Genomic DNA, 23,433 nt, shown 5'->3' with positions numbered 1-23,433 from the left:
GGAATCAACCTGGCCGGCTTTTTTTATGCAGCACACGCGTGCGGCAATTACCACATCAAATCACCACATCAAATCACCACATCAAATCACCACATCAAATCGTCGGGGATCTGGAAAGCCGCATACGGATCATCTTCGTCCACTTGCGCCGTCGGCTTGTTAACCCGCACCACCAGCGCCCCATCGCGCTCGGCGATTTTTTCAGCGATCACCCGCGGCACCAGTTCGACGACGCCATTGAGCACCACGATGACCAGGCGGCCGGCCGTCAAGTGGTCGCGCACGGCCGCCGACACGTAAATCCGCTCGATCTTGCTGCCGTGGGTGAAGTTGTAGGCGATGTCGCCATTGCCCTTGGACTGGCGGTTTTTGGCCAGCATCTGGGCGATCTGCGCCACGATGGCTTTCTGGTTGGCGGCCGCGTCGCGCGCGGCATTCGCTTCGCGCGCCTTGTCGGCGTTCTTGCGCTGCAGTTCGAGCGCGGCGGCGCGCGCCTCGTCGACGCTTTCCAGGCCGCTGCGACGCTCGACCTTTTTTTGCTGCTGCTGCTTGTGCGCGGCCTGCTTGACCTTGTTTTTATCCACCAGACCGGCTTTGAGTAACTGCTCGTGCAAGGACACCATGTTCTGCTCCAATAAGACGCCCCCGTGGGCAGCCGACAGCATAGCAAATCCGCCTGCCACGCGCCGGCTTTCTGCCGGTCCTTCTGCCTGTCCATGCAGCTGGCATGGCCATTTCGCCCCGCTTTGCCGGCGCCTTGGCGCACCGCGTGGGATATTCCCAACGGCCAGGGGGCGCCGGCCTCGCGACAGTCGCTAATACACGCTGTTTGCGCCATAATTGCCGCAACTTGCTTACCGATGCCTTCGATGCCGTATTTCCGCCTGCCTGACCCGATGCCTGTGACGCGCCCGATGTGCAGGGCGCCGTGAAGCCCACCTCGCGCCTGTCGCGCCTGTGCGAAGTGATGGACCTGATGCTCGATTCGGTGGGCGACCCGCTGGCGCTGGAAAGCCTGGCCGCCTCGGCCAGTTATTCCTCGTTCCATTTTGACCGCATCTTCCGCGAGCTGACGGGCTTTTCGGCCGTCGAGTACCAGCGCAAGCGCCGCCTGCGCCGCGCCGCCCACCTGCTGCGCCATGAGCCCGACGTGGCCGTCGTGCGCATCGCCCAGGATTGCGGCTTCCCCTCCAACGCCGCCTTCGCCAAGGCCTTCAAGCAGCAGTTCGCCATGTCGGCCAAGGCCTGGCGCGACGGCGACTGGCGTGCCTACATGGACCAGCAGGTGGGGCGCGAAAGCGACGTCAGTTTTTTTGTCGCCGAAGCGGACAATCTCGACGTCATCCTGGCGCCCTACTGCGCGCCGCCACCGGGCAGCGTGGCCGCCCGCATCCGCGTGCGCGCCCTGCCCGCCGTCAGGCTGCGCTACCAGCGTTTTTTCGGCCAGTCGGGCGCCGCCCTGTCGATCGCCTGCAACGTCTTCATCGGCGACCGCGCGAGCAGCGACGGCGCGCCCGCCGACACCGCCTTCTACGGCGTGTTCGACGAAGACCCGGGTTTTACGGGCGAGCGCGAATACTGTTACGACTTCGGCGTGGCCGGCATCGACGTGGCCGATCCCAACCTGGGCCTGCGCGTGCTGCCCGCCGGCGACTACGCGATCCTCGATTTTCACCGCGAGTGGCCGCGCTTTCGCTCGATCTACGAAGACTGGCTCGAACAGCAGGCCGTGTGGCGCCTCGACAGCACCCGCCCCCACATCCAGAAGGTCGAACGCGACAGCGCCGGCCAGTGGCAGGGCTGGCTGGCGCTGCCCGTCAAGAAGCGCTGATCGGGTATCGTAGCGTTTTACCCTCGAGGAGTCCGCATGCCCGGTCCCAGCCATTTCTATGAACCGCGCGCCGGCCACGGCCTGCCGCACGACCCGTTCAACGCCATCGTCGGGCCGCGCCCGATCGGCTGGATTTCCACCCGCAACGGCGCCGGCCAGCCGAACCTGGCGCCGTACAGCTTTTTCAACGTCTTTAACTACATCCCGCCCATCGTCGGTTTCGCCAGCATCGGCTACAAGGATTCGCTGCGCAATATCGAAGAGACGGGCGAATTCGCCTGGAACCTGGTGACCCGGCCGCTGGCCGAGCAGATGAACCTGACGTGCGCGGCGGTGCCGCCCGAGGTCAGCGAATTCGAGCTGGCCGGCCTGAGCATGGCCGAGGCGCGGCTGATCAAGGCGCCGTTGGTGGCCGACAGCCCCGTCGCGTTCGAGTGCCGCACCACCCAGATCGTGCAGCTGCAACGGGCCGATGGCGAAACCGTGCCGACCTGGCTGGTGCTGGGCGAAGTGGTGGGCGTGCACATCGACCGCGCGCTGCTCAAGGACGGCGTCTACGACACCGCCAGCGCCGGCCACGTGCTGCGCGGCGGCGGCCCGGCCGATTATTTTTCGATCGGCCCCGCGCAGCTATTTCGCATGGCCCGCCCCCGCTGACGGCGCCGGCGCGCCATCGAAGCACATGCGCCGCGACAGCACCAGCACGGGAATGGCGGCCACCATCACCCACACAAAAAAGTGGCGGTAGCCCAGCGCCTGCTGGATGTCGCCACTGATGAATTTGAACAGCACGAAGCCCAGTTGCATGAAGCCGGTGCCCAGCGCGTAGTGGGCGGTCTGGTATTTGCCGCTGGCGACGACCTGCATGATGAACAGGATCACGCCGACAAACCCAAAACCGTAGCCGAACATCTCCACGCCCAGCGCCGCCGCGACCAGCGCCAGCGAGCTCGGCTGCACCGCGCTCAGGTACCAGAACACCAGGTTGGGCAGGTTCATCGCCAGGATCAGCCACGGCATGGCGCGCCGCAGCCCCAGCCTGGCCGTGAAGTAGCCGCCGCCGATACTGCCGGCCAGAAACGCCAGCGTGCCGGCGGTGCCATAGACGGCCCCCACTTCGGCGGTCGACAAGCCCAGCCCGCCGAGCGCGCGGGCGTCGCGCAGGAACAGCGGACCGATGGTCTGGATCTGCCCTTCGCCGGCGCGAAACAGGATGATGAACAGGATCGCCAGCCAGATGCCCGGCTTGGCGAAGAAGGCGCGGATGACGTCGACCAGGGTGGCGGCGACGGCGCGCGCCGAGGGCGCGGCCAGCGCGCCGCCATGGGCCGTCCCCGGCAGCGCCCACAGGTGATAGGCGGCCAGCGCCGCCAGCGCCGCGCCCAGCAGGCCGAAAATGAGCGACCAGGCGGGCGCCACGCCGATGCGCGGCTCGAGCATGCCGGCCAGGATCACCAGGCCGCCGAGCGAGAGGAACTTGGCGCCATTGAAGAAGGCCCCCTGCCAGCCGGCGTAAGCGGCCTGCTGGCGCGCTGACAGGCTGGCGATGTACAAGCCATCGGCGGCGATGTCGTGGGTGCTAGAGGCCAGCGCCACCACCGCGAGCAGGGCCAGGCTGGCGGCGAACCAGCCGGGCAGTTGCAAGGCCAGCGCCACCCCCGCCAGCGCCACCCCGCCCGTCAACTGGAACAGCACGACGACCGCTTTCTTGCTGCGCGCCAGTTCCAGGAAGGGGCTCCACAAGGCCTTGAAGACCCACGCCAGTCCCAATACACCGGTCCAGTGGGCGATGGCGTCGTTGGCCACGCCCATGCTCTTGAACATCAGCCCGGCCACCAGCGCCACCGCGTAGAACGGCAGGCCCTGGGCCAGGTACAAGGTGGGCACCCAGGCCAGCGGGTGGCGCACGGCAGGCGCGGACAGCATCGGTTCAGGCTTGTTCATCAGCGGCAGCTTTCAGGTCGATGGTAACGAGGCGGCTGGCGCGGCCGCCCGTGTCGAAGGAGGCGATCGTAAGAATGGCGGCGGCGCCGGGCGCCAGCGCCAGTGCGCCGTCGTAGCGCGCGCTGGCGACGTTGGGCACGCTGCCGTCGACAGTGTAATGCAGCGCCAGCCCCGGCAAGGCGACGTTGGCGGCGACGCTGCACTGCCCGCCCGTGCGCTCGATGCGCACGCCCGGCGGCGGCAGGCGGTAGCCGAACGCAAGGGTGGCGTCGAGCCGCGGCAGCACGCGCTGGCCCAGCCGGTTGGCGAACTCGTTCCAGGCGCTGGCGACGGCGCGCGTCCGTTCGGCGGGCACATCGATCGACGACCAGCCGGGATCGGGCGCCCAGGCCCGTTCGGCCAGCGCGATCAGGCGCGGCGCGGCCAGGTATTCGATGCGCTGGCGGGAGTTGGCGTTCTCGCCCCATAACTGCCCCTGCAGCCCGGCGATGCGGGTGCGCCCGCCGGCATCGAGCGGCGCCATGGCGGCCAGCGTGGTGGCGGCGACCGCACCGCCCATCGGCGTGCTGCCCGCGCTGGCGCCGGCGTCGAGCGGACAAAAGGTGAAGGCGTCGCGGGTGTCGACAAAGCCGGCCCAGTAGTAACCGGGTTCCTCGCCATCCTTGGCGTACGCCAGGTCGAAATACAGGTTGGCGGCATTGGCCAGCACCACCTGGTAGCCGGCATTGGCCAGGCGGTAGGCGACATCTTCCTGGCCCCAGCCCCAGGCGTTGTTCCAGGCGTAGACCTGAAAGCCGGCGCCGGCGAAACGGCGGGCGGGCAGCGAGCGGCTGTGGCCATCGACCAACGCGTGCTCGAGCGCGCTCTCTTCCCAGCCGCCGTAGGTGATGCCGTGGCGGGCCAGGATGGCGTGGCAGCGGGCGGCAAAATCGCCGCGCAACTGCGCCAGCGTGGTCCAGCCGCGCTGGCGCATCAAGGCCTGGCACAGGGGCGAACCGGCCCAGGCGCCGGCCGGCACTTCGTCGCCGCCCGTGTGCACCGTGCGCAGCGGCACGCCGGCGGCCTCGAACAGCGCCACCAGCGCGGCGACGACGGTGTCGAAGAAGCGCTCGGCCGAGGGCAGCGCGATGCACACGACATTGTCATGCCACAGCTGCACCGACTCATACACGGAGGCATCGGCGCCGTCGTCGAGCAGATACCGTTCGGCGCCTTCGATGTCGCCGCCAGCGCGCAGGCGGTCGTGGCGCGCGCGCATGGCGACGATGGCGGCGCGCGCGTGGCCGGGCACATTGAACTCGGGGATCACTTCGATGTGAAGCGCATGGGCGTAGCGGACGATGGCGATGAGCTCGGCGGCGCTGTAGAAACCCGTGCCGGCCGACGCAGCGACATCGGCGCCCGAGCCGAACGACGGCGGCAGGCATGGCGCACCATCGGGCGCCACGCCGCGGCGGGCGCCCACCTCGGTCAGTTCCGGCAGCGCCGGCACGAAAAAGCGCCAGCCCTCGTCGTCGGTCAGGTGAAAGTGAAAGCGATTGAGTTTATACAGCGCCATGCAGTCGAGCAGGCGCAGCACCGTTGCCACGCTGGCGAAATGGCGGGCGACGTCGAGCATCATGCCGCGGTAGGCGAAGCGGGGGGCGTCCTGCACCTGCCCGGTCGGCACGCTGGCGCCGTCGAGCAGCTGGCGCAGGCTCTGGATGCCATTGAAGACGCCGTGGGCGCCACCGCCACGGATGCCGATGGCGTCGAGGGCGATGTCGAGGCGATAGGCTTCCTGCGGCGCCACTGCAGCGTGCTCGATATCGATGTCGATATCGAGCACGATGCGGACCACGCTCGCTGGCGCGGGACTGGCTGGCAAGGCGTCGAGGATGGCGCGCAGCAGCGCCGCCTCGCCGCGCAAGCCGTCCGAAAAAACGATCGAGGTGTGCCGGCTCAGGGTGGCGCGCTGCGCGCCGAAGCTGGCGGCGACCGGGGTCGGGGTCAGCCGCCCCACCTGCGCCGCAGGCAGCGTGACCAGGCTGGCGTTGTCGCGATAGCGGCCGGCGGCGTCGAGCGCCGGTGCCTGGTCGGCCACGCCCCGGTGGCGTTGCTGCGGCGTGGTGAAGGGGGCGATGGCGGGATCGCCCAGGTCGGCGACGGCGCCGTCGGCGGCGACGATGTAAAAGCCCAGCGGGGCGTCGGTGACGCTGATGGCCCAGAACTGCGCCTGGTAATCGACCGTCAGGGTGACGCCGGCCGGCCACGCCGCCGCGCCCGGCGCGCTCAGGCGAAACAGATCGCCGTTGACGTGGTCGATCGCATAGCCGCCCCCGACCGAGCCGGGGATGGCCTTGCGACAGGTGTTGAAACAGATCGACCAGCCGGGGGCGATCGGATACGCCGAACGGTTGCGCAGGGTCAGGCGCGCCGTGAAGGCATTGCTGCGGTCGAAGTTCGACAGGCAGGCCCAGGTCAGCGTAATCGGCGCGCTGGCGGGGACGGAAACGGGTGAAACAGGATGGGGCATGGTGATCCTTGGCGGGCGCGAGGCCGCGCGACGGCACGGGGTGCGATGGCGTGCCGGCAAAAAAATGGGCAAGGCCAGCTGCGGCCTTGCCCCAAGCACTACTGGAATACTTGACTGCTTAGCTGCCTGGCAGCCTTACAGCTTGGCGCGCAAGCCCACGTAGAAGGTGCGGCCGTTCGAGTAAAAGGCGCGCGGACGGTCCTTGTTCTCGGCGTACATCTTGATGGTTTCATTGGTCAGATTGAGCGCATCGAAGGTGAGCGTGAGCTGCTCGGTCAGCTTGACGTTGAACGACGCCGCCAGCGACGGCATGCTGTCGACGTGCTGGCTGGCGCCGCGGTCGACCCCGGCTTTATAGGCCGAGCGGTAGTTGTAGGCCAGGCGCGCGCTGAAGCGGGCGTTCTCGTAGTAACCGGTGAGGTTGTACGTGTCCTTCGACGAGTTCAGCAGTTCGCTGCCATCGTCGAGTTTGCCGTCGGCGTAGGTGTAGTTGACGAGGGCGCCGAAGTCGCCCGCGATGGGCTGCTGCCAGCTCAATTCCACGCCCTTGTTCTTGCCGGTGGTGTTGTAGGGCGAGGTGATCTGGTACACCGTGCGGGTGCCCCGCTTGTTGTTGTAATAGGTGCCGTTGGAGGTGCCCTGCGCCACGATCGAGCGCAGGTCCATGTAGAACAGGCCGGCCGAGAGCAATGCCTTGGGGGCGAAATACCATTCGGCGCCCACATCGAGATTGGTCGAGCGGACCGGCTCCAGGTTGACGTTGCCGCCGCTGCCGCTCAAGGCATCATCGTTGAGCGACACCGAGCCACCCAGCGCGCTGTAGTCGGGACGGGCGATGGTTTTCGCCAGCGCGCCGCGCAGCACCAGGCTTGGTGTCACGTCCAGCTTCAGGTTGGCGCTGGGCAGGTAGTCGCGGTAGCTGCGCTCGAACGTGGTCGGGGTGTAGGCGCCGAAGGCCGAACCGGTGATGGGCGCGGGCCCGCCGGCCAGGTTGACGATGGTGCTCTGGCGCGTTTCGATGGCGCGCAGGCCGACATTGCCGTGCCAGTTGTCGCCGCCGAAATCGGCCATGGCGTACAGCGCCGTGGTTTTTTCGCTGACCTTGAATTCGTCCGTCCAGTTGTGACGCACGGTGTAGTCGAGCAGGCGGTTGCCCGGCACCGCGCCCCACGCGGCCAGCGCGGCGCCGTCATATTTAAAATAGTTCGACGCCAGGTTGCCGCCCAGGTTGGAGGCAAAGTCGGACGGGTACATCTGGCCCGACCAGGCCGGGCCCGGGTTGCTGAAGCCGAGCGCGCCGGGACGGGTTTCCAGCGGGTGTTCGGCGCTGCGCTGGTGGTCGGTAAAGCGGGCGCCGAATTTGACGGCTTCGACGGGCCCCTCGTGCAGGCGCCACTCGCCATCGATCTGCGCGTACTTTTCCTGGTCAACCGACTGCGCTTCGCCACCGCCGGCCCAGGCCGTCGAACCGGGCGTGGTGGTGCTGCCGCCCGGGTAGCTCACCGAGGCGGGCGACAGGCCGTTCAGCGCGTAGCTCATGCCGCCGTTGACGTTGTTCTGGTAGTACACGTCGCTGCGGTCGTAGCCGACGCCGTGGGTCTTGCCGGCCTTGCCGGAGAAGCTCAGGTCGGCGTTGACACGGAATTTGCCGTTCACGTCGAGGTACCACGATTCGCCGCCCGCATCGGGACGGTAGATGTTGTCGACTTCGCCGCTGTTGACGGGAAAACTGGCCGCCACCAGGGTGTTGTTGCGCACCACCGCGTTGGCGGGAATCTGGTTGGCGCTGTTGATCGAATTGGCCGGCGCGGCGAGCCAGTTGGTGTTCTGGTGCGGCGCCTTCAGTTGCGAATAGAAGCCATTGAGGTCGAGCGACAGGTCACGCGAGGGACGCCAGTCGATGTCGAAGGCGCCGCCGCTGCGTTTCTTGGTTTGTTCGAACAGGCTCGCGCCAATAAAGGTCGGCACGGCCACCCCGGCCAGCGCGGGATTGGCGAGCGCCGCGGCGCTGGTGGCGCTGATGGTCGAATACCCGAGGATCTCCTGGCCGTCGCGGCGCACCGCTTGCTTTTCGGAGAAGCCCTGCACCAGCACGCCGAGCGTGTTGGCGGGATTTTTCCACGCCACCAGGCCGGCGAACTGGGGCTCGGTCTTGTTCGACAGGTCGTTGTAATTGGCTTGCACGGACCCTTCCACCGTGAGCGCCTGGCGCAGGTCGAGCGGACGGCGGGTGATGACGTTGATGGCGCCGGAGACGCCCCCTTCGACCAGGTCGGCGGTGGCGCTCTTCTGCACGACGACAGAGCTGACCAGTTCCGACGGCAGCAGGGAAAAGCTGCTCGAGCGGCCCACGTTGCCGCCGACCTGGTTGAGGACGAACCAGTCGCCGGTGCTGATGGCGTGACCGTTGAACAGGGTTTGCTGGAGGCTGGGGCTGGTGCCGCGCAAGCTGACGCGGTCATTCTCGCCAAAGCCGCCTTCGCCGCCGGCCGACGACTGGGTGTTCACGCCGGGCAGGCGCTGGATGGCGTCGGCGACGTTTTTATCGGGCATTTTGCCGATGTCTTCGGCGGTGACGACATCGACCACGGCGTCGGCGCCGCGCTTCTGGCGCAGCGATTGCTCAAGGGCGGCGCGCACCCCGCTGACGACCACCGCTTGCAGCGGCGCGTCCTGGTCGGCGCGCGCGCCGGCGTCTTGCGCCTGCGCTTGCGCTTGCGTCGCCAGCGCCATCATCATGAGCGTTACTGCCGCGGCGATCGCGGTGCGCTTGTGCTGCCGTGCCTTCATCTCGTTCATTACTCCCCCAAAACTGTGTGATGGTCAGCGCGGGCGTCAAGCCCGCGCCGGATCCGGTTCGATGTGTTGTGCATTCCAGTCTTGATTCGGCGGACGCTCGGGCGTCTCTCCAGTTGATGGTCCGATTGTGGTGCCAGCGCGGGGGCGGTGTTTGTCAAATCTTGCTAAGCGATGAACGGGTGTCGTATTTTTGGCATCTGTATAAATTAAACATGCGCCGGCCATTTTCACGAAAAAAAACACCAGCCGACCGCGCTGGTGTGTGTTGCCCGATCAGGGACGCGCCGCTGTGTGCGTGGTTCAACCGACCGCCACGCGCGCGCGCGCCATCATGCAGCCATGCCGGCGCCGACGGCATACTATGAACTTCTCACCCACCGAAAGCCGCCATGTCCCGCACCCTGATCGCCTGTGCCAGTACGCTCGTCACCCTGATCGCCATCGATGCACTGTGGCTGACGGTGCTGATGGGGTCGACCTACAAATCGTACCTGGGCGAGCTGATGCTGGCGCAACCCAAGCTGGTGCCGGCGGCGCTGTTCTATGTGCTCTACACGGTCGGCCTGGTGGTGTTCGCCGTCCTGCCGGCCCTGCGCGCGGACGACTGGCGCCAGGCGGCCGCACTGGGCGCCCTGCTGGGACTGGTCGCCTACGCCACCTACGACCTGAGCAACCTGGCCACCCTGCGCGGCTGGCCGCTGCCGCTCACCCTGATCGATATCGCCTGGGGCAGCGTGCTCTCCTGCGTCGTCGCCAGCGTCGGTTTTGCCGTCGCCAAGCGCTGGGGCTAGCAGCTAGCGGATCACCTGCAAGCGCACCTTCTTGCCCTTGCGGTAGGTGTAGAGGGTGAGCGCCGCGTTGTTCAGGTCGCCATACGCGTCGAAGGCGATCACGCCGGTGACGCCCTGGTACTTGAGCGCGCGCAGGGCCGGCAGGTAACGCACGGGATCGGACGACCGGGCCGCCTGCATGGCCGCGGCGAACGCCATCACCGCATCGTAGGCGTAGGGCGCGTACGTCTGCACGGGCAGCTTGAAGCGCTGCAGGTAGCGCTCGGTGAAGGCGGTGTAGACCGCCTCCTGGGCGCCGCTGACGCCACCGGCCACCGCGCAGGTGACGAGGTCGTCGGTCAGGGCGTCACCCGCCAGCAGGGGCAGCTTTTCCGAGCAGACCCCGTCGCCCGAGACGAATTTCGCGTGCATGCCCAACGCCTGCATCTGCTTGAGCATGGGGCCGGCGACGGCGTCCATGCCGCCGTAAAAAATCAGGTCGGGCTGGCGTGCGCGGATCTGCGTGAGGATGGCGCTGAAATCGGTGGCCTTGTCGGTGGTGAACTGGCGGCTGATGATGTGCGCGCCGCCGCCGCCCGCTTTCACGCCCTTGACGAACTGGTCGGCCAGGCCCTGGCCAAACGCCGTGCGGTCGTCGATCACGGCGATGTTCTTCGCCTTCAGGGTGGCGATCGCGTAGCGGGCCAGGCTGCGCCCCACCAGGTCGTCGTTGGCCACCACCCGGAACGCCGACGCAAACCCCTGGCGCGTGTAGAGGGGCGTGGTGGCGGCCGGCGAGATCTGGCCGATGCCGGCGCTGTGATAGATTTTCGAGGCCGGCACGGTGGTGCCCGAGTTGAGGTGGCCCACCACCGCCACCACGCCCGCATCGACCAGCTTTTGGGCCACCGCGGTGCCCTGCTTGGGGTCGCTGGCGTCGTCTTCGGCCAGCAGCACCCAGCGCACTTTTTCGCCGTCGATCAGCGCGCCGCGCGCATTGAGGTCCTCGATGGCAAGGCGGGCGCCGTTTTCCGTGTCCTTGCCCTGGTGGGCGGCCGGGCCGGACACCGGCGCGGCACTGCCGATGCGGATCTCGCGCTGGGCGTGGACAGCGGGACTCAAGCCCAGCATCAGGGCCAGGGCGGCGCAGAAGGGGGCGACAGGTGGGCAAGTGGGCATGGCGGGCTCGGGTGAACAATGGTGACAGATTGTAAAGCCTGCCTGGCGCAGGCGGCGCCACGTTCTTGCCCTGGAAATAAAATAGGCGCGTTGACAGCGGCCGGCGCCGGCGTCAGCTGCCCGCGCGCAGCAGCCGGCCCATGGCCTGCTCGAGCAAGGTGCGCGCGTGGCCGGCGACCGCTTCCAGATCGCGGTGCAGCGCGGCGTCGGCGGCCGCCGAGGCGGCGACGTTCTCGACGCAGGCAGCGCTGTAGCGCTCGAAACTGCCCACCGTGAGCAGCATTTCGGCGAGCGCGCGGGCGCAATCGCGGCGCACCGTGGCGGCCGCGTCGCCGGCACCGCCCGTCCCGGCCAGCACGCTGCCGGTGGCGCTGATGGCGGCCAGGGTGACGTCGTCAAAGCGGGGCGCGGCGGCCGCGTCGGCGGCGGCCCGCTGCGGCGCCTGGCGACGCTGCAGGGCGGCCTGGCACAGCAGCGGCAATTCGCCCATTTCGCCAGGAAAGCGCGCCACCATGAAACCTTCGGCGCGCAGCAGGCGCACCGTCGCGCTGGCGCAGAAACGGTAGAGCACCACCACGGCGGCGGCGCCGCTGCGCTGGCGCGCCGCCATCAAGCCGGCCAGCGCCGCGCCGTCCGGCTCGGCCAGTTCGACCAGCAGCACCAGCGGCGCCACCGGCTCGCCCGCCACGGGTCCACTGGCCGCCACCGCCGCGTCGTGCACACTGCGCAGGCGCAGCGGCAAACCGTCCTCGATGGCCGCCGCCAGCCGCCGCAGCAGGCCGGCGCCAATGGCGGCGACGTCGATGGCGCCGGCATCGGCGGCCGGCTGGCCACTGCCCGCCATCGCTTGCAGGCGCGCCATCGGCAGCGGCGCCAGGATGCCGATGGGATGGCCCTGGTCGACCAACTGCTTGAGCAAGCGCAAACGGTCTACCTGGGCGGACGTATAAAGTCGTTGGCCGCTGGCCGAGCGGGGCGCCGCCGTCAGTTGATAGCGCCGTTCCCAGACCCGCAAGGTGGCCGCGCCCAGACCCGCCAGGCGCGCCGCCACCCCGCTGCGGTAGCCGCTGGGCGCGGCCGGCTGGGCGCGTGTATCGTTATTATTTTCCATCAGTTTGACCCGTCATTGAACCGCCAAATGTCCTGCGTACCGGTGCACACTTTTGGACATGCATCAATTTACACTATAAATTGACTGCATACCGGTTCAACACTGGTTCGATTTGAGGATCATCCGATCTTCGTCGTCGATTTTCCACAGGAGTCGCACACCATGAAAAAATTCTTGACCGCAGCCGCCATGACCCTCGCTTTCGGTGCCGCCAGCGCCGCCGACATCGTCGACACCGCCAAGTCGGCCGGCACCTTCAAGACGCTCGTCGCCGCCGTCGAAGCGGCCGGCCTGGTCGATACCCTCAAGGGCCCCGGTCCCTTCACCGTGTTCGCGCCGACCGACGCCGCCTTCGCCAAGATCCCCAAAGCCAAGCTCGACGCGCTGTTGAAAGACAAGGCCGCGCTGACCAAGGTGCTGACGTACCACGTGGTGCCGGGCAAAGTGATGGCGGCCGATGTCAAGCCGGGCATGGTCAAGACCGTCGAAGGTGAATCGCTCACCGTCAAGGTCAACGCCGGCAAAGTCATGATCGACAAGGCCCATGTCAGCAAGACCGACATCGCCGCCGACAATGGCGTGATCCACGTCATCGACACGGTGCTGATGCCGAAGATGTAATCGGCCATCCGCACGGTTCGACCGCGCCGAGCCATCCCGCATCCGCGGGGTGGCTTTTTGTCCGTGCGCGCTACAATCGAACCATCGAACAATCGAACCATCAAACCACCCGCACTCCGGCAACCGCCGTGCCCCAGCTCACCTGATGCCCTCCGCTACCCGCCTGCTTGCCCTGTTCGCCATGCCCCTGGCCGCCGCTGCCGCCGCGCCCGCCCCCGATGGCGTCGCCGCGCTGGCTGGCCTGGTCAACGCCTTGCGCGCCCATCCGCCCGCCTGCGGCCGCCCCGCCGCGCCGCTCACGGCGCAGCCGGCCCTGTTCCAGGTGCGCCTGGCGCACGGCGTGCTGCTTGAAAATGCCATGCAAGAGGCCGGCTACCGCGCCGAGTACGCGGGCGCCGTGTCCGTCGGCGGCGCCCCTGACGCGCGCGCGGCGATGGCGGCGATGGCCGGGCCCTACTGCGCCCTGCTCACCAGCGAGCGCTTTCGCGACATCGGCGTGCTGCGCCGCGGCGACGAGTGGGTGGTGCTGCTGGCGGCGCCGTACCGACCGCCCGTGCTGGCCGACTGGCCCGATGCGGGCCGCACCATCCTGGCCGCCGTCAACGCCGCCCGCGCGGTGCCGCGCCGCTGTGGCGAGCGCGCCTTCGGGGCGGCGCCGCCACTGGCCTGGAACGACCTGCTGGGCAAGGCGGCGCTGGGCCACAGCCGCGACATGGCGCAGCGCGTGTATTTCGATCACATTGAAACCGACGGCAGCGACGTCGGCGAACGGGTGCAGCAGCTCGGCTACCGCTGGTCGCGGGTGGGCGAAAACATCGCCTCGGGCCTGGGCTCGCCGCAGGAAGCGGTGGCCGGCTGGATCGCCAGCGCGGGCCACTGCGCCAACCTGATGAATCCCCATTACACGCACATGGGCGCGGCCTACGCCATCAACGAGGCCAGCGACAACGCCACGCTGTACTGGACCCAGGTATTGGCCACACCCCGATGAAGATGCGTAAAAAGGCCGACCTGCCCAGCAAAACGTGCGTCGGCTGCGGCCTGCCGTTCAACTGGCGCAAGAAATGGCAGCGCGACTGGGAGCAGGTCAAATTCTGCTCGGAGCGCTGTCGCCGCGCCGGCACGCCGGCCGGGCGCTAGCGCCTATAAATCGTCGATGTCCGCGCGCAGGGCCGCCGCCTTGTCGGCCAGCGCCTGGCGCGCTTCGGCGCTCATCTTGCGCAGCTGCGGATACACCATGCCGATGCGGGCATTGCTGGCCAGGCGCGCTTCGTTGCGGGCGAAAAAATCCCAGTACAGCGCGTTGAACGGGCAGGCGCGCTCGCCGTTGCGGTCTTTCTTGTCGTAGTGGCAGCCCTTGCAGTAGTCGCTCATGCGGTCGATATAGGCCGCCGCCGACACGTAGGGCTTGGTGGCGAGCATGCCGTTGTCGGCGTACTGGCTCATGCCCAGCGTGTTGGGCAGCTCGACCCATTCGAAGGCGTCGATATACACCCCCAGGTACCAGTGGTGCACGGCCTTGGGCGCCAGCCCCGCCAGCAGGGCGAAATTACCGATCACCATCAGGCGGTGAATGTGGTGGGTGTGGGCGTGTTCGAGCGAGTGGCCGATCGCGTGCGCCATGCAGCGCATCCTGGTGTCGCCATCCCAGAACCAGCGCGGCAAGGCGCGCTCGTGTTCGAACACATTGTGCTCGGCGTAATGGGGCATCTTGGCCCAGTAGACGCCGCGCACGTATTCGCGCCAGCCGAGGATCTGGCGAATGAAGCCTTCGGCCGACGCCAGTGGCACGGCACCGGCGCGCCAGGCCGCCTCGACCCGCCCTACCACCTCGCGCGGCGCCAGCATCTTGACGTTAAGCGCGAACGAGATCAGCGAGTGAAACAGGCGCCAGGCGCGGCTGCTCATGGCGTCCTGGAACTGGCCGAAATGGGGCAGCGCTTCGACGATGAACGCGTCGAGCTGGGCCAGCGCCTCGGCGCGCTCGACGGGCCAGCGAAAATGGCCAGCCTGGGGCGCGCCGAAACTGGCCACGCCAGCGGCCTCGATGCTCGCCCACAGCGCCCGATGGTCATGGGTGGGGCGCAGCTCGGGCGGCGCCGACGGCAGGCCCGGCCACTTCTGGCGGTTGTCGTGATCGAAATTCCACTGGCCCCCTTCGGGTTGGCCGGCGGCGTCGATCAGCACCGCGTGGGCGGTGCGCATGTGGCGATAAAAATGCTCCATCAGCCAGCTGCGGCGGCCTTCGAACAGCCTGGCGGCGTCATCGCGGCGTGTATAGAAATGCTCGCTGTCGACCATCGTCGAGGCGAGAGCGGCCGGCGCGCTCGCCTGCGCCGCGCACCACTGGGCCAGTTGCTGGTCGAGCCGCCATTCGTCCGGCTGCTGGTATTCGAAGCGGGTGGCGCCGCAGCGTTCGATCAGCCGCTCGAGGTTGGCCGTGAGCGACTGGCGGTTGTCGGCGTCGTCGATGCGCAGGTAGGCCACGCGGTGGTCGGCCTGGCCCAGGCTGGCCGCCAGCGCGCGCATGGCGGCGAAGATGGCGATGATCTTTTGCGCGTGGTGCAGCACGTAGTCGGTTTCCTGGCGCACCTCCATGAACACCAGCAGCACGGCCGGATCGGCCACCTGGAACCAGCTGTGGAGCGCATTGAGCTGGTCCCCCAGCACCAGCCGCACGAGGCTGGCGGGCTGCGCCGCCATTGCAGACTCTGCCATGGCTAGCCCCGGCGACGGCCGCTCATACCCAGCCCTGGCGCCAGGTGGCGCCGTCGCACAGCTGGCGCCAGACGAGGTCGAACTGGCGGCCCGAATGGACCGCTTGCAGGGTGACGCTTTCGATCGGGGCGCCGGGCGCCGGCTCGACCAGCGCGGTGACCATGAAATGCTTTTCCTTGTTGGCCGGCGCGCAGGCGGTCCATTTGCTGCGCACCAGCTTGGCCGGGTTGAGCTGCAGGCGCGCCGGCGTGCTCCAGGGCGCGCTCATGCCGCACCGTCCGCCACCGGCAGCGCCAGGCCCTCGGCACGGGCCAGCCGCTCCAGCGCCGCTTCAAGCAGCATGCGCGCCTGGCCGGCAGCCACGCCAAGGTCGCGGTGCACGACGGCGTCGGCCGGGGTGCGGTTGGCGCACTCGCCGCTGTAGCGCTCGAAACTATTGAGCATCATCAGCAGCTCGGCCAGGTGGCGCGGGCACTCGCAGATGAGGTCGCTGGGCATGCTCGCCAGCGCCGCCAGGCTGGCGTCGTCGAAGCGGGGCGGCGCCAGTGCGATGGACGCGGCGTCGGCGAACTGCGGCGCGCCGGGACGGGCCGATTCGCACAGCAGCACCAGTTGCGACAGGTCGGCCGGGCCGTGGGCGACGATGCAGCCGTCGGCGCGCAGGCGCGCCAGGGTGGCGCTGGCGCCGAAGCGGTACAACACCACGGCGGCCGCGCCCAGTTGCGCGCGCAGCGCGGCGATCGGCGCCAGCGCGGCGTCGCTCAGTTCGGCCAGTTCGATCAGCAGCACTTCGGCGCCGCTCGTGCGCAGGCGGCCGGCCGCTTCCAGGCTGGCGCAGGCGCCGACGATATCGAGGGCAAACAGCTCGCGGCCGCCGCCGGCCAGGCGGCGCACCAGGGCGTCGCCAATCAGCGCCACCTTGACCGGCCGCGCGGGCGCGGGTGCGGCCGGCGTGGCGGCGGGCAGCAAGGTGCGCAGTTGTTCGTCTTCCAGCCTGGCCAGGCTGCCCACCGCGTGACCCTCGTCGACCAATTGCTTGATCAGGGACAGCCGGCGCACCTGGGCATCCGAATAGAGGCGCTGGCCCCGCGCCGAGCGGGCCGTTTCCGAAATATTGTAGCGGCGCTCCCAGACGCGCAAGGTTTCCACCGGCAAGCCAGCGAGCCTGGCCGCGGTGCCCGTACGATAATCGTTGCTGCTGGCGGCGCCGTGGTCGGTGGCGGCCAGCGCCGTGTCAGTGCCTGCTTGAAGAGTCATAATGAACCGTTATTGCGACGTATGGGGGCATTATAGCGCCCGCGATTGCCCGTCGATGGCGGTAAAAAGGCGCCAATCGCGCCGTTTAGCGAGTCAAGCCGGCACCATGAACCGCTTGCGGGCGTGGCCGCCGCACATTGGCGCACACCGCCTTTCCAGGCTGATGTTACCGTTACGACACATATGCACGAAAAATGTACTATCAGCAAGCTTTCTTCCGGGCTTGTCATGTTACTATTAAGAAAACCATAACATATTGCTTTGCGGAACGCGCCGCCGGGGCAGCGCGGCCGTGTTTTACTCGACGGAACTTACATGAAGACAGTGGGATCGCGCCTGATGCGCCGCTACATGGCGGCCGTTCACTGGTTTATTCCGGCCCGGCTGCAGCACACGCCGGCACTGCTCAGCCGTGCGCAAAATATCATCAACGCGGTCGTCATGGCGGCGCTGGCCGGGCCCTGCTTCGCCGCCCTGTACGACTATCTTGGCTACCCGGCCGGCGCCCGCATGATCGTGCTGGCCTGCGTGCCCATGGTGGCGACGCCGTTCGTGATGCGCTGGAGCGGCAGCATGCGCGCCGCCTGCGAAGTGTTCATCGGCACCGGCTTTTGCCTTTTTACGTGGCTCAGCGCGCACCTGGGCGGCGTCAGCGCGCCCACCGCGCCATGGCTGATCGTGCCGCCCGTCGTCGCCATGCTGATCGGCGGCATGCGCAGCGCGGTGGGCTGGACCAGCGCCGCCTGCCTGACCCTGGCCACGCTGTTCGCCCTGCCCCTGCTGGGCGTGCGCCTGCCGCTGCAGCATGTGCCGGACCTGGCGATGCTGCACCTGCTGTCGAACGTCGGCCTGATTGTGCTGGTGGTGGTGTTCGTGCTGCTGTTCGAGATGACTCGCACCCAGGGCTTCATCAAGCTCGAACGGGCGCTCAACTTCATCAATGAACTGGCGATCCGCGACGAACTGACGGGGGTGCACAACCGCCGCCACCTGCTGGCGCTGATCGACGCCGAACGGGCCCGCAGCGCGCGCGCGGCGCGGCCGTTTTGCCTGTGCCTGCTCGACATCGATTTTTTCAAGCGCATCAACGACACCTACGGCCACTCGGCCGGCGACGAGGTCCTGCGCGCCTTTGCCCACGCGGTGCAGCAACAGGTGCGCGACACCGATTCCTTCGGCCGTTACGGCGGCGAGGAGTTCCTGCTGATGCTGCCGGAGACGCCGATCGAGGCCGCTGCCGCCCTCGTCGAACGAATCCGCGCCGCCGTCGAGGCGCTGCGCTTTGCCGACATCGACGGCGCGCTGGCGATGACGGTATCGATCGGCGTGGCCCAGTTCCGCACGGGCGACACCATCGCGCAAAGCATTGCCCGCGCCGACGAGGCGCTGTACATGGCCAAGGCGCGCGGACGCAACCGGGTGGTGTTCCACGGCCAGGCCGCCCGCCTGGCGAGCGTGCCGCACAGCGACGTGCGCCATCCGCCGTCGAGCCTGGCGGGGGTGCGCCCGGCCATCGTCGACGCCGCCGGCCCGCAGCGCGACCAGCTGACCGGTTTGCCCAACCGAACGGCCCTGCGCGAACGCCTGGCCGGCGCCGTGGCGCAGATGCCGCGGGCGGGCCGCGGCGGTGCCCTGATGCTACTGAACGTCAATAAATTCCGCGAAGTCAATGACGCCCTCGGCTTCGACGCCGGCGACGCCGTGCTGGTGCAGATCGCCCACCGGGTGCGCGCCTGCCTGCATGACGCCGACACCATCGTGCGCTGGGGGGGCGACGAACTGGCGGTGGTACTGGAAAATCTGGCCATGGAAAGCGAGGCCCTGGTGGTGGCGGAAAAGATCCTGGCGCAGTTCGGCATGCCCTTGCTGCTGGAAGGGCGCGAATGGTTTGTCAGCCTGTCGATCGGCATCGCCGCGTTTCCGGGGGCCAGCGACGTCGATGTCCTCATTAAGCGCGCCGACAGCGCCCTGAAAACGGCCAAGACCTGGGGCGACAACAAGACCCAGCTCTACCCGAGCGAAACGGTGATGCCGCCAAACGAGCGTTTCGCCCTCAAAAACCAGCTGCGTTCGGCCCTGCAGAACGGCGAACTGTTCCTCGAGTACCAGCCGCAGATCGACCTGCTCAGCGAGCGCATGATCGGCGTCGAGGCGCTGGTGCGCTGGCGCCACCCGCTGCTGGGCCGCATCGAGCCGTCGCGCTTCATTTCGCTGGCCGAAGAGACCGGCCTGATCGTGCCGATCGGCGAATGGGTGATGCGCACGGCCTGCCTGCAGAACCGCGCCTGGGTCGATGCGGGCCTGCCGCCCCTGACCACGGCGGTGAACGTGTCGGCGCGCCAGCTGCGCCATCCGCAACTGGTCGAACGCATCTTGCACATCATCGCCGACACGGGCATCGCGGCCGGCTGCCTGGACCTGGAAATTACCGAGGGCATCCTGATCGACGATTTCGCCGCGCTGCAGCCGGGCCTGGCCATGCTGCGCCGGGCCGGCGTGAAAATTTCCATCGACGATTTCGGCACCGGTTACTCGAGCCTGGGGTATCTGGCCGAACTGCCGGCCGACATCCTCAAAATGGACCGTTCCTTTGTCAACCGCCTGGGAGAGAGCGCCGACGCGGCCGGCCGCGAGCGCTCCTACGCGCTGGCCCGTTCGATCGTCCAGCTGGCCCATGGCCTGAACCTGAAAGTGGTGGCCGAAGCGGTCGAGACGGCCGCCCAGTGCGCCGACCTGATGGCGATGGATTGCGACGTCGCCCAAGGCTACCTGTTCGACCGTCCCCTCCATCCGGACCAGGTGGGGCAGCTGTTGCGGGCGCAGGCGGACGGCGCAACGCATGCGGCGGCGCCCGCCATCGAGCAGGCGCTGCAGGTGGCCTAGCTGCCGGCCCCCCTTACAGGTCGATCATGGTCTCGAAGCCGCCGTAGATCATGCGCTTGCCGTCAAACGGCATGTTCTCGGCGCGCATGGCCTCGGTCAGGCGCGGGTCCTGCATGACTTTTTCGTTGATGCTGTCGCGCTCCGCGCGCGAGTTGTACTCGATCCAGGAAAATACCACCACTTCGTCGTCCTCCAGTTTGACGCTCTGGGGGAACGAGGTCCACTGGCCGGACTTGACGTCGTCGGCCACGCATTCGCGAAAACGCAGGGCGCCGTATTCGCGCCAGATGGCGCCAGCCAGGCGCGACAAGGCGCGGTAGGCATCGAGCTTGGCACGGGGCACGGGCACAACGAAACCATCGACGTAAGACATGAATCTCTCCTGGACTGGATTGGACAAGATACCAGATTAACAGGCGTGACAAAAAACACAAGCGAGGCCGGCGTGCGCCCCTGGCGTATTGTCCTTGAGCTTTTGGCGCTTTGGTTGCATCATGCCTTTCGGCATCTTGCCCATCACACCCGGGGAAATCACATGAAAAATTCGCTCACCGCCTCTCTCGCCTTCGCTTTGTCGGCCGTCGCTTTCGGCGTCCATGCCGCGCCGGCCGAACCGGCGGCCAAGACCGCACAGCAGAGCAAGATGAGCACTTGTAACGCCGATGCCGCTGGCAAAAAAGGCGACGAGCGCAAGGCCTTCATGAAAACCTGCCTGTCGGCCAAGGCGCCCGTGGTGTCGGTGGACAAGCCGATGACGGCGCAGCAGGAAAAAATGAAGACCTGTAACACCGATGCCGCCGGCAAAAAGGGCGACGATCGCAAAGCCTTCATGAAATCATGCCTGAGCGACCAGCCGATGGCGCCAGTGGCCATGACCCAGCAGCAGAAAATGAAGGCGTGCAATACCGACGCGACCGGCAAGAAGGGCGATGAGCGCAAGGCCTTCATGAAAACCTGCCTGAGCACCAAGTAAGGTCCCGCGCCGGCAGCTGATGATTTATTGCAACATCGTGAAGGGGTGTGTTAGATTTCTCGCACTTTTCCTTTCACAGCCCCTGCCATCCCGATGAAATCAGCGCTCATTGTTGCCGCCTGCCTTGCCCTGTCCGCCTGCGCCACCAGCCAGGCCCCCCTGACCGCCCGTACCGCCGCGTCGGGCGCCGAGCGGCCCGCCGAACAACTGGCGGTGCTGTTCGAGCATGCCGACCTGGGCCTGCGCATCGATCCCCGCAGCCGCACCATTGTCGGCGACGTCACGCTCACGTTCAAGGCGACGTCGGCGCTGGCGCGCATCGTGCTCGACCTGGACAGCCAGTTGCCGATCGACGCCATCGCCATCGACGGCCAGGCGCTGCCGTCCACCGCCTGGAGCAACCCCGATGGCCAGTTGACGATCAAGCTGCCGCAGGCGCTCGCGGCCGGCGAGCGCGTCAAGGTGCGCGTGCAGTACCACGGCGCGCCGCACGTGGCGAAAAAAGCGCCGTGGGACGGCGGCTTTGTCTGGTCGACGACGCCGGACGGCCAGCCGTGGGTGGCCAGCGCCGTGCAAGGCGAAGGCTGCGACCTGTTCTGGCCGTGCATCGACCATCCGCAGGGCAAGGCCTTGCTGGTCGATCAGCACATCAGCGTGCCGGCGCCACTGGTGGCCGCCGGCGCTGGCGTGGCGTTGGGCATGGACGAAAAAGATGGCTGGCGCACCTGGCACTGGCGCGCAAAGAACCCCAGCACCTACGGCATTTCCGTCAACGTGGGCCCGTATAAACTGCTGTCGGAAGCGTACCGCAGCCGTTTCGGCAACACCATTCCCCTGCGCTTCTGGTACCTGCCCAGCAGCGAGGCGAAAGCGAAGGAACTGCTCAAGGAATTCTCGCTGGTGCTCGATTTTTTTGAATCGACCATCGGCCCCTACCCGTTCGGCGACGAAAAAATGGGCGTCGTCGAAACCCCGCACAAGGGCATGGAGCACCAGACCATCAATGCCTATGGCAACGAGTACGCCAAGACCATGTACGGCTACGACGATTTGTTGCAGCACGAATTCGCCCACGAATATTTCGGCAACCAGGTCACCAACGCCAACTGGGACGACATGTGGATCCACGAGGGCCTGGGCAGCTACATGCAGCCCCTGTACATGCAATACCTGCGGGGCGACCAGGAATATTATGCGGCCCTGATGCGCATGCGCGCCGGCGTTGCCAACAAGGCGCCGCTGGTGTCGGGCAGCGCGCGCGCGGAAGAAGACGTGTATGACCAGAAACGGGGCGGCCCCGGCCAGGATATTTACGTCAAGGGCGCGCTCGTCATGCACACCTTGCGCAACCTGGTGGGCGACGCCGCCTTCTTCAAGGCGGTGCGCCAGGAAGTCTATGGCACCGATACCCCCCTGCCCGGCACGCTGGTGCCCCGTTACGGCAGCACCACCGAGTTCATCGCACTGGTCAATGCCGCCAGCGGGCGCGACCTGAAGTGGTTCTTCGACGTGTACATGTACCAGGCAGCGCTGCCCGAACTGGTCGTCACCCCCGTCGGCGCCAGCTTGACGCTGCGCTGGAAGACGGAGAAGAACACGCCGTTTCCCATGCCCGTGGAAGTGCGGGTTGGCGACAGGATCGAGACGCTGGCGATGGCCGATGGCAGCGGCAGCATCAGCGTGCCGGCCGGCAGCACCTACACCATCGACCCCCATTCGAAACTGCTGCGCCGCCTCGAACACATCGAAGCGTACCAGGCCTACGAAAAGAGCCGGCGCAAGAAGGACAATTAAACCATGCCGTGCACCTGCGCCGTGATCTCGTACGAGCGCAGGCGCGCCTGGTGGTCGAAGATTTGCGAGGTCACCATCAATTCGTCGGCCCCCGTGCGGTCGATGAAGGCCGCCATGGCCTGCTTGACGGTGGCAGGCGCGCCGATGGCCGAACACGACAGCACCGAATCGAGCATCGCCAGCGCCTCGCCCGGCAAGCGCTCGAGGTAGCCCGCTTCGGGCGGCTGCAATTTGCCGGGCCGTCCCGTGCGCAGGTTGACGAAGGCTTGTTGCATCGACGTCGCCAGCAGGCGCGCCTGCTCGTCGCTGTCGGCGGCGAACACATTAAACCCGAGCATTACGTAGGGCTTGTCGAGCTGCGCGGACGGCTTGAAGTTCGCGCGGTACAGCGCCACCGCCTCCATCATCTGCTGGGGTGCGAAGTGCGAGGCGAAGGCGTACGGCAAGCCCAGGTGCGCGGCCAGTTGGGCGCCGAAGGTGCTCGAGCCCAGTATCCACAGGGGCACCTTCAAGCCCGTGCCAGGGACGGCGCGCACGCGCTGGCGCGGCGCGTCGGACAGGTAATCTTGCAGCTCGAGCACGTCCTGGGGGAACTCGTCGGCATCGGCCGACAGGTTGCGGCGCAGCGCGCGCGCCGTTAATTGATCGGAACCGGGCGCGCGGCCCAGGCCCAGGTCGATGCGGCCCGGGTACAGCGAGGCCAGGGTGCCGAACTGTTCGGCGATGACCAGCGGCGAGTGGTTCGGCAGCATGATGCCGCCGGCGCCCACGCGGATGCGGCTGGTGCCGCCGGCCACGTGGCCGATCAGCACGGCCGTGGCGGCGCTGGCGATGCCGGGCATGCCGTGGTGTTCGGCCAGCCAGAAACGCTGGAAGTTCAGGCGCTCGGCGTGCTGGGCCAGGCTCAGGCTGTTTTTCAGGGCCTGGGCGGCATCGTCACCTTCGGCAATCGGCGCCAGATCGAGCACGGACAAGGGAATCATGGGGGCTCACAGTGTGATAAAAGATCAAACATTCTATGCCTGCCCGCCAAATCGC

At 67.5% G+C, this 23,433-nt stretch carries 20 protein-coding genes; 9 read left to right on the top strand and 11 right to left on the bottom strand.

The window, feature by feature from the left end:
• Nucleotides 1-86 precede the first annotated feature (86 nt).
• Nucleotides 87-623, bottom strand: a complete 537-nt coding sequence (locus tag ACP7EY_RS07655; protein WP_426192079.1) for a DUF2058 domain-containing protein — start codon at nucleotides 621-623, stop codon at nucleotides 87-89.
• 305 nt (nucleotides 624-928) lie between these two features.
• Here ACP7EY_RS07655 and ACP7EY_RS07650 point away from each other — a divergent pair, with 305 nt between their 5' ends.
• Both ACP7EY_RS07650 and ACP7EY_RS07645 read left to right on the top strand, forming a co-directional pair.
• On the top strand, nucleotides 929-1,831 hold the full coding sequence (locus ACP7EY_RS07650; RefSeq protein ID WP_426192077.1) for a helix-turn-helix domain-containing protein: 903 nt from the start codon (nucleotides 929-931) through the stop codon (nucleotides 1,829-1,831).
• Between the two features lie 36 nt (nucleotides 1,832-1,867).
• Nucleotides 1,868-2,488 carry a flavin reductase family protein gene (locus tag ACP7EY_RS07645; protein ID WP_426192075.1) on the top strand — a complete coding sequence of 207 codons (621 nt, stop codon included), beginning with the start codon at nucleotides 1,868-1,870 and terminating at the stop codon, nucleotides 2,486-2,488.
• On the opposite strand, the gene ACP7EY_RS07640 is transcribed toward ACP7EY_RS07645, so the two are convergent.
• From ACP7EY_RS07640 to ACP7EY_RS07630, 3 genes are all read right to left on the bottom strand, one after another.
• On the bottom strand, nucleotides 2,462-3,775 hold the full coding sequence (locus ACP7EY_RS07640; RefSeq protein WP_426192073.1) for an MFS transporter: 1,314 nt from the start codon (nucleotides 3,773-3,775) through the stop codon (nucleotides 2,462-2,464). The two genes, ACP7EY_RS07645 and ACP7EY_RS07640, sit on opposite strands and share 27 nt — an antisense overlap.
• Complete coding sequence (locus ACP7EY_RS07635; RefSeq protein ID WP_426192071.1) at nucleotides 3,762-6,290, bottom strand: family 20 glycosylhydrolase; 2,529 nt, start codon at nucleotides 6,288-6,290, stop codon at nucleotides 3,762-3,764. Before ACP7EY_RS07635 ends, ACP7EY_RS07640 begins: the two co-directional genes overlap by 14 nt.
• A gap of 135 nt (nucleotides 6,291-6,425) precedes the next feature.
• Nucleotides 6,426-9,089: a TonB-dependent receptor gene (locus tag ACP7EY_RS07630; RefSeq protein WP_426192069.1), complete on the bottom strand. Its 2,664-nt coding sequence runs from the start codon at nucleotides 9,087-9,089 to the stop codon at nucleotides 6,426-6,428.
• Between the two features lie 389 nt (nucleotides 9,090-9,478).
• On the opposite strand from ACP7EY_RS07630, the gene ACP7EY_RS07625 reads away from it, so the two are divergent.
• Nucleotides 9,479-9,880 (top strand): DUF2177 family protein, encoded by a 402-nt coding sequence (locus ACP7EY_RS07625; RefSeq protein WP_426192067.1) that lies wholly within the window; start codon nucleotides 9,479-9,481, stop codon nucleotides 9,878-9,880.
• A gap of 3 nt (nucleotides 9,881-9,883) precedes the next feature.
• On the opposite strand, the gene ACP7EY_RS07620 is transcribed toward ACP7EY_RS07625, so the two are convergent.
• Together ACP7EY_RS07620 and ACP7EY_RS07615 are read right to left on the bottom strand one after the other, a co-directional pair.
• Nucleotides 9,884-11,038 (bottom strand): branched-chain amino acid ABC transporter substrate-binding protein, encoded by a 1,155-nt coding sequence (locus ACP7EY_RS07620; protein ID WP_426192065.1) that lies wholly within the window; start codon nucleotides 11,036-11,038, stop codon nucleotides 9,884-9,886.
• Between the two features lie 112 nt (nucleotides 11,039-11,150).
• A complete protein-coding gene (locus ACP7EY_RS07615; protein WP_426192063.1) occupies nucleotides 11,151-12,149 on the bottom strand; it encodes a MerR family transcriptional regulator in 999 nt (332 codons plus the stop codon).
• Between the two features lie 162 nt (nucleotides 12,150-12,311).
• Here ACP7EY_RS07615 and ACP7EY_RS07610 point away from each other — a divergent pair, with 162 nt between their 5' ends.
• The 3 genes from ACP7EY_RS07610 to ACP7EY_RS07600 all read left to right on the top strand — a co-directional run bounded on the left by ACP7EY_RS07610 (nucleotide 12,312) and on the right by ACP7EY_RS07600 (nucleotide 13,910).
• Complete coding sequence (locus ACP7EY_RS07610; RefSeq protein ID WP_426192061.1) at nucleotides 12,312-12,770, top strand: fasciclin domain-containing protein; 459 nt, start codon at nucleotides 12,312-12,314, stop codon at nucleotides 12,768-12,770.
• A 145-nt stretch (nucleotides 12,771-12,915) separates the two neighbouring features.
• Complete coding sequence (locus ACP7EY_RS07605) at nucleotides 12,916-13,761, top strand: CAP domain-containing protein (protein ID WP_426192059.1); 846 nt, start codon at nucleotides 12,916-12,918, stop codon at nucleotides 13,759-13,761.
• On the top strand, nucleotides 13,758-13,910 hold the full coding sequence (locus ACP7EY_RS07600) for a DUF2256 domain-containing protein (RefSeq protein ID WP_426192057.1): 153 nt from the start codon (nucleotides 13,758-13,760) through the stop codon (nucleotides 13,908-13,910). Before ACP7EY_RS07605 ends, ACP7EY_RS07600 begins: the two co-directional genes overlap by 4 nt.
• 3 nt (nucleotides 13,911-13,913) lie before the next feature.
• On the opposite strand, the gene ACP7EY_RS07595 is transcribed toward ACP7EY_RS07600, so the two are convergent.
• From ACP7EY_RS07595 to ACP7EY_RS07585, 3 genes are read right to left on the bottom strand one after another with little or no spacing between them, the layout of a single operon-like run.
• A complete protein-coding gene (locus tag ACP7EY_RS07595) occupies nucleotides 13,914-15,488 on the bottom strand; it encodes a cryptochrome/photolyase family protein (RefSeq protein WP_426192055.1) in 1,575 nt (524 codons plus the stop codon).
• Between the two features lie 22 nt (nucleotides 15,489-15,510).
• Entirely contained in the window at nucleotides 15,511-15,756 is a 246-nt protein-coding gene (locus ACP7EY_RS07590) for a TIGR02450 family Trp-rich protein (protein ID WP_426192053.1), read from the bottom strand.
• Nucleotides 15,753-16,745: a MerR family transcriptional regulator gene (locus tag ACP7EY_RS07585; protein ID WP_426192051.1), complete on the bottom strand. Its 993-nt coding sequence runs from the start codon at nucleotides 16,743-16,745 to the stop codon at nucleotides 15,753-15,755. Before ACP7EY_RS07585 ends, ACP7EY_RS07590 begins: the two co-directional genes overlap by 4 nt.
• 315 nt (nucleotides 16,746-17,060) lie before the next feature.
• Here ACP7EY_RS07585 and ACP7EY_RS07580 point away from each other — a divergent pair, with 315 nt between their 5' ends.
• Nucleotides 17,061-19,628, top strand: a complete 2,568-nt coding sequence (locus ACP7EY_RS07580) for a putative bifunctional diguanylate cyclase/phosphodiesterase (protein ID WP_426192049.1) — start codon at nucleotides 17,061-17,063, stop codon at nucleotides 19,626-19,628.
• 13 nt (nucleotides 19,629-19,641) lie between these two features.
• Here the strand turns inward: ACP7EY_RS07580 and ACP7EY_RS07575 are convergent, their stop codons facing one another.
• Nucleotides 19,642-20,001, bottom strand: a complete 360-nt coding sequence (locus ACP7EY_RS07575; protein ID WP_426192047.1) for a DUF1428 domain-containing protein — start codon at nucleotides 19,999-20,001, stop codon at nucleotides 19,642-19,644.
• A gap of 162 nt (nucleotides 20,002-20,163) precedes the next feature.
• On the opposite strand from ACP7EY_RS07575, the gene ACP7EY_RS07570 reads away from it, so the two are divergent.
• Entirely contained in the window at nucleotides 20,164-20,601 is a 438-nt protein-coding gene (locus ACP7EY_RS07570; protein ID WP_426192045.1) for a PsiF family protein, read from the top strand.
• A gap of 93 nt (nucleotides 20,602-20,694) precedes the next feature.
• Nucleotides 20,695-22,395, top strand: coding sequence for a M1 family metallopeptidase (locus ACP7EY_RS07565; protein WP_426192043.1), 1,701 nt, complete (start codon nucleotides 20,695-20,697; stop codon nucleotides 22,393-22,395).
• Here ACP7EY_RS07565 and ACP7EY_RS07560 read toward each other — a convergent pair.
• Nucleotides 22,392-23,378: an LLM class flavin-dependent oxidoreductase gene (locus ACP7EY_RS07560; RefSeq protein WP_426192041.1), complete on the bottom strand. Its 987-nt coding sequence runs from the start codon at nucleotides 23,376-23,378 to the stop codon at nucleotides 22,392-22,394. The two genes, ACP7EY_RS07565 and ACP7EY_RS07560, sit on opposite strands and share 4 nt — an antisense overlap.
• Between the last annotated feature and the right edge of the window lie 55 nt (nucleotides 23,379-23,433).

This window comes from Massilia sp. DWR3-1-1, from assembly GCF_049898325.1.
Classification (GTDB): domain Bacteria; phylum Pseudomonadota; class Gammaproteobacteria; order Burkholderiales; family Burkholderiaceae_D; genus JAFCUW01.
This window is presented reverse-complemented; position numbering and strand designations above follow the sequence as displayed.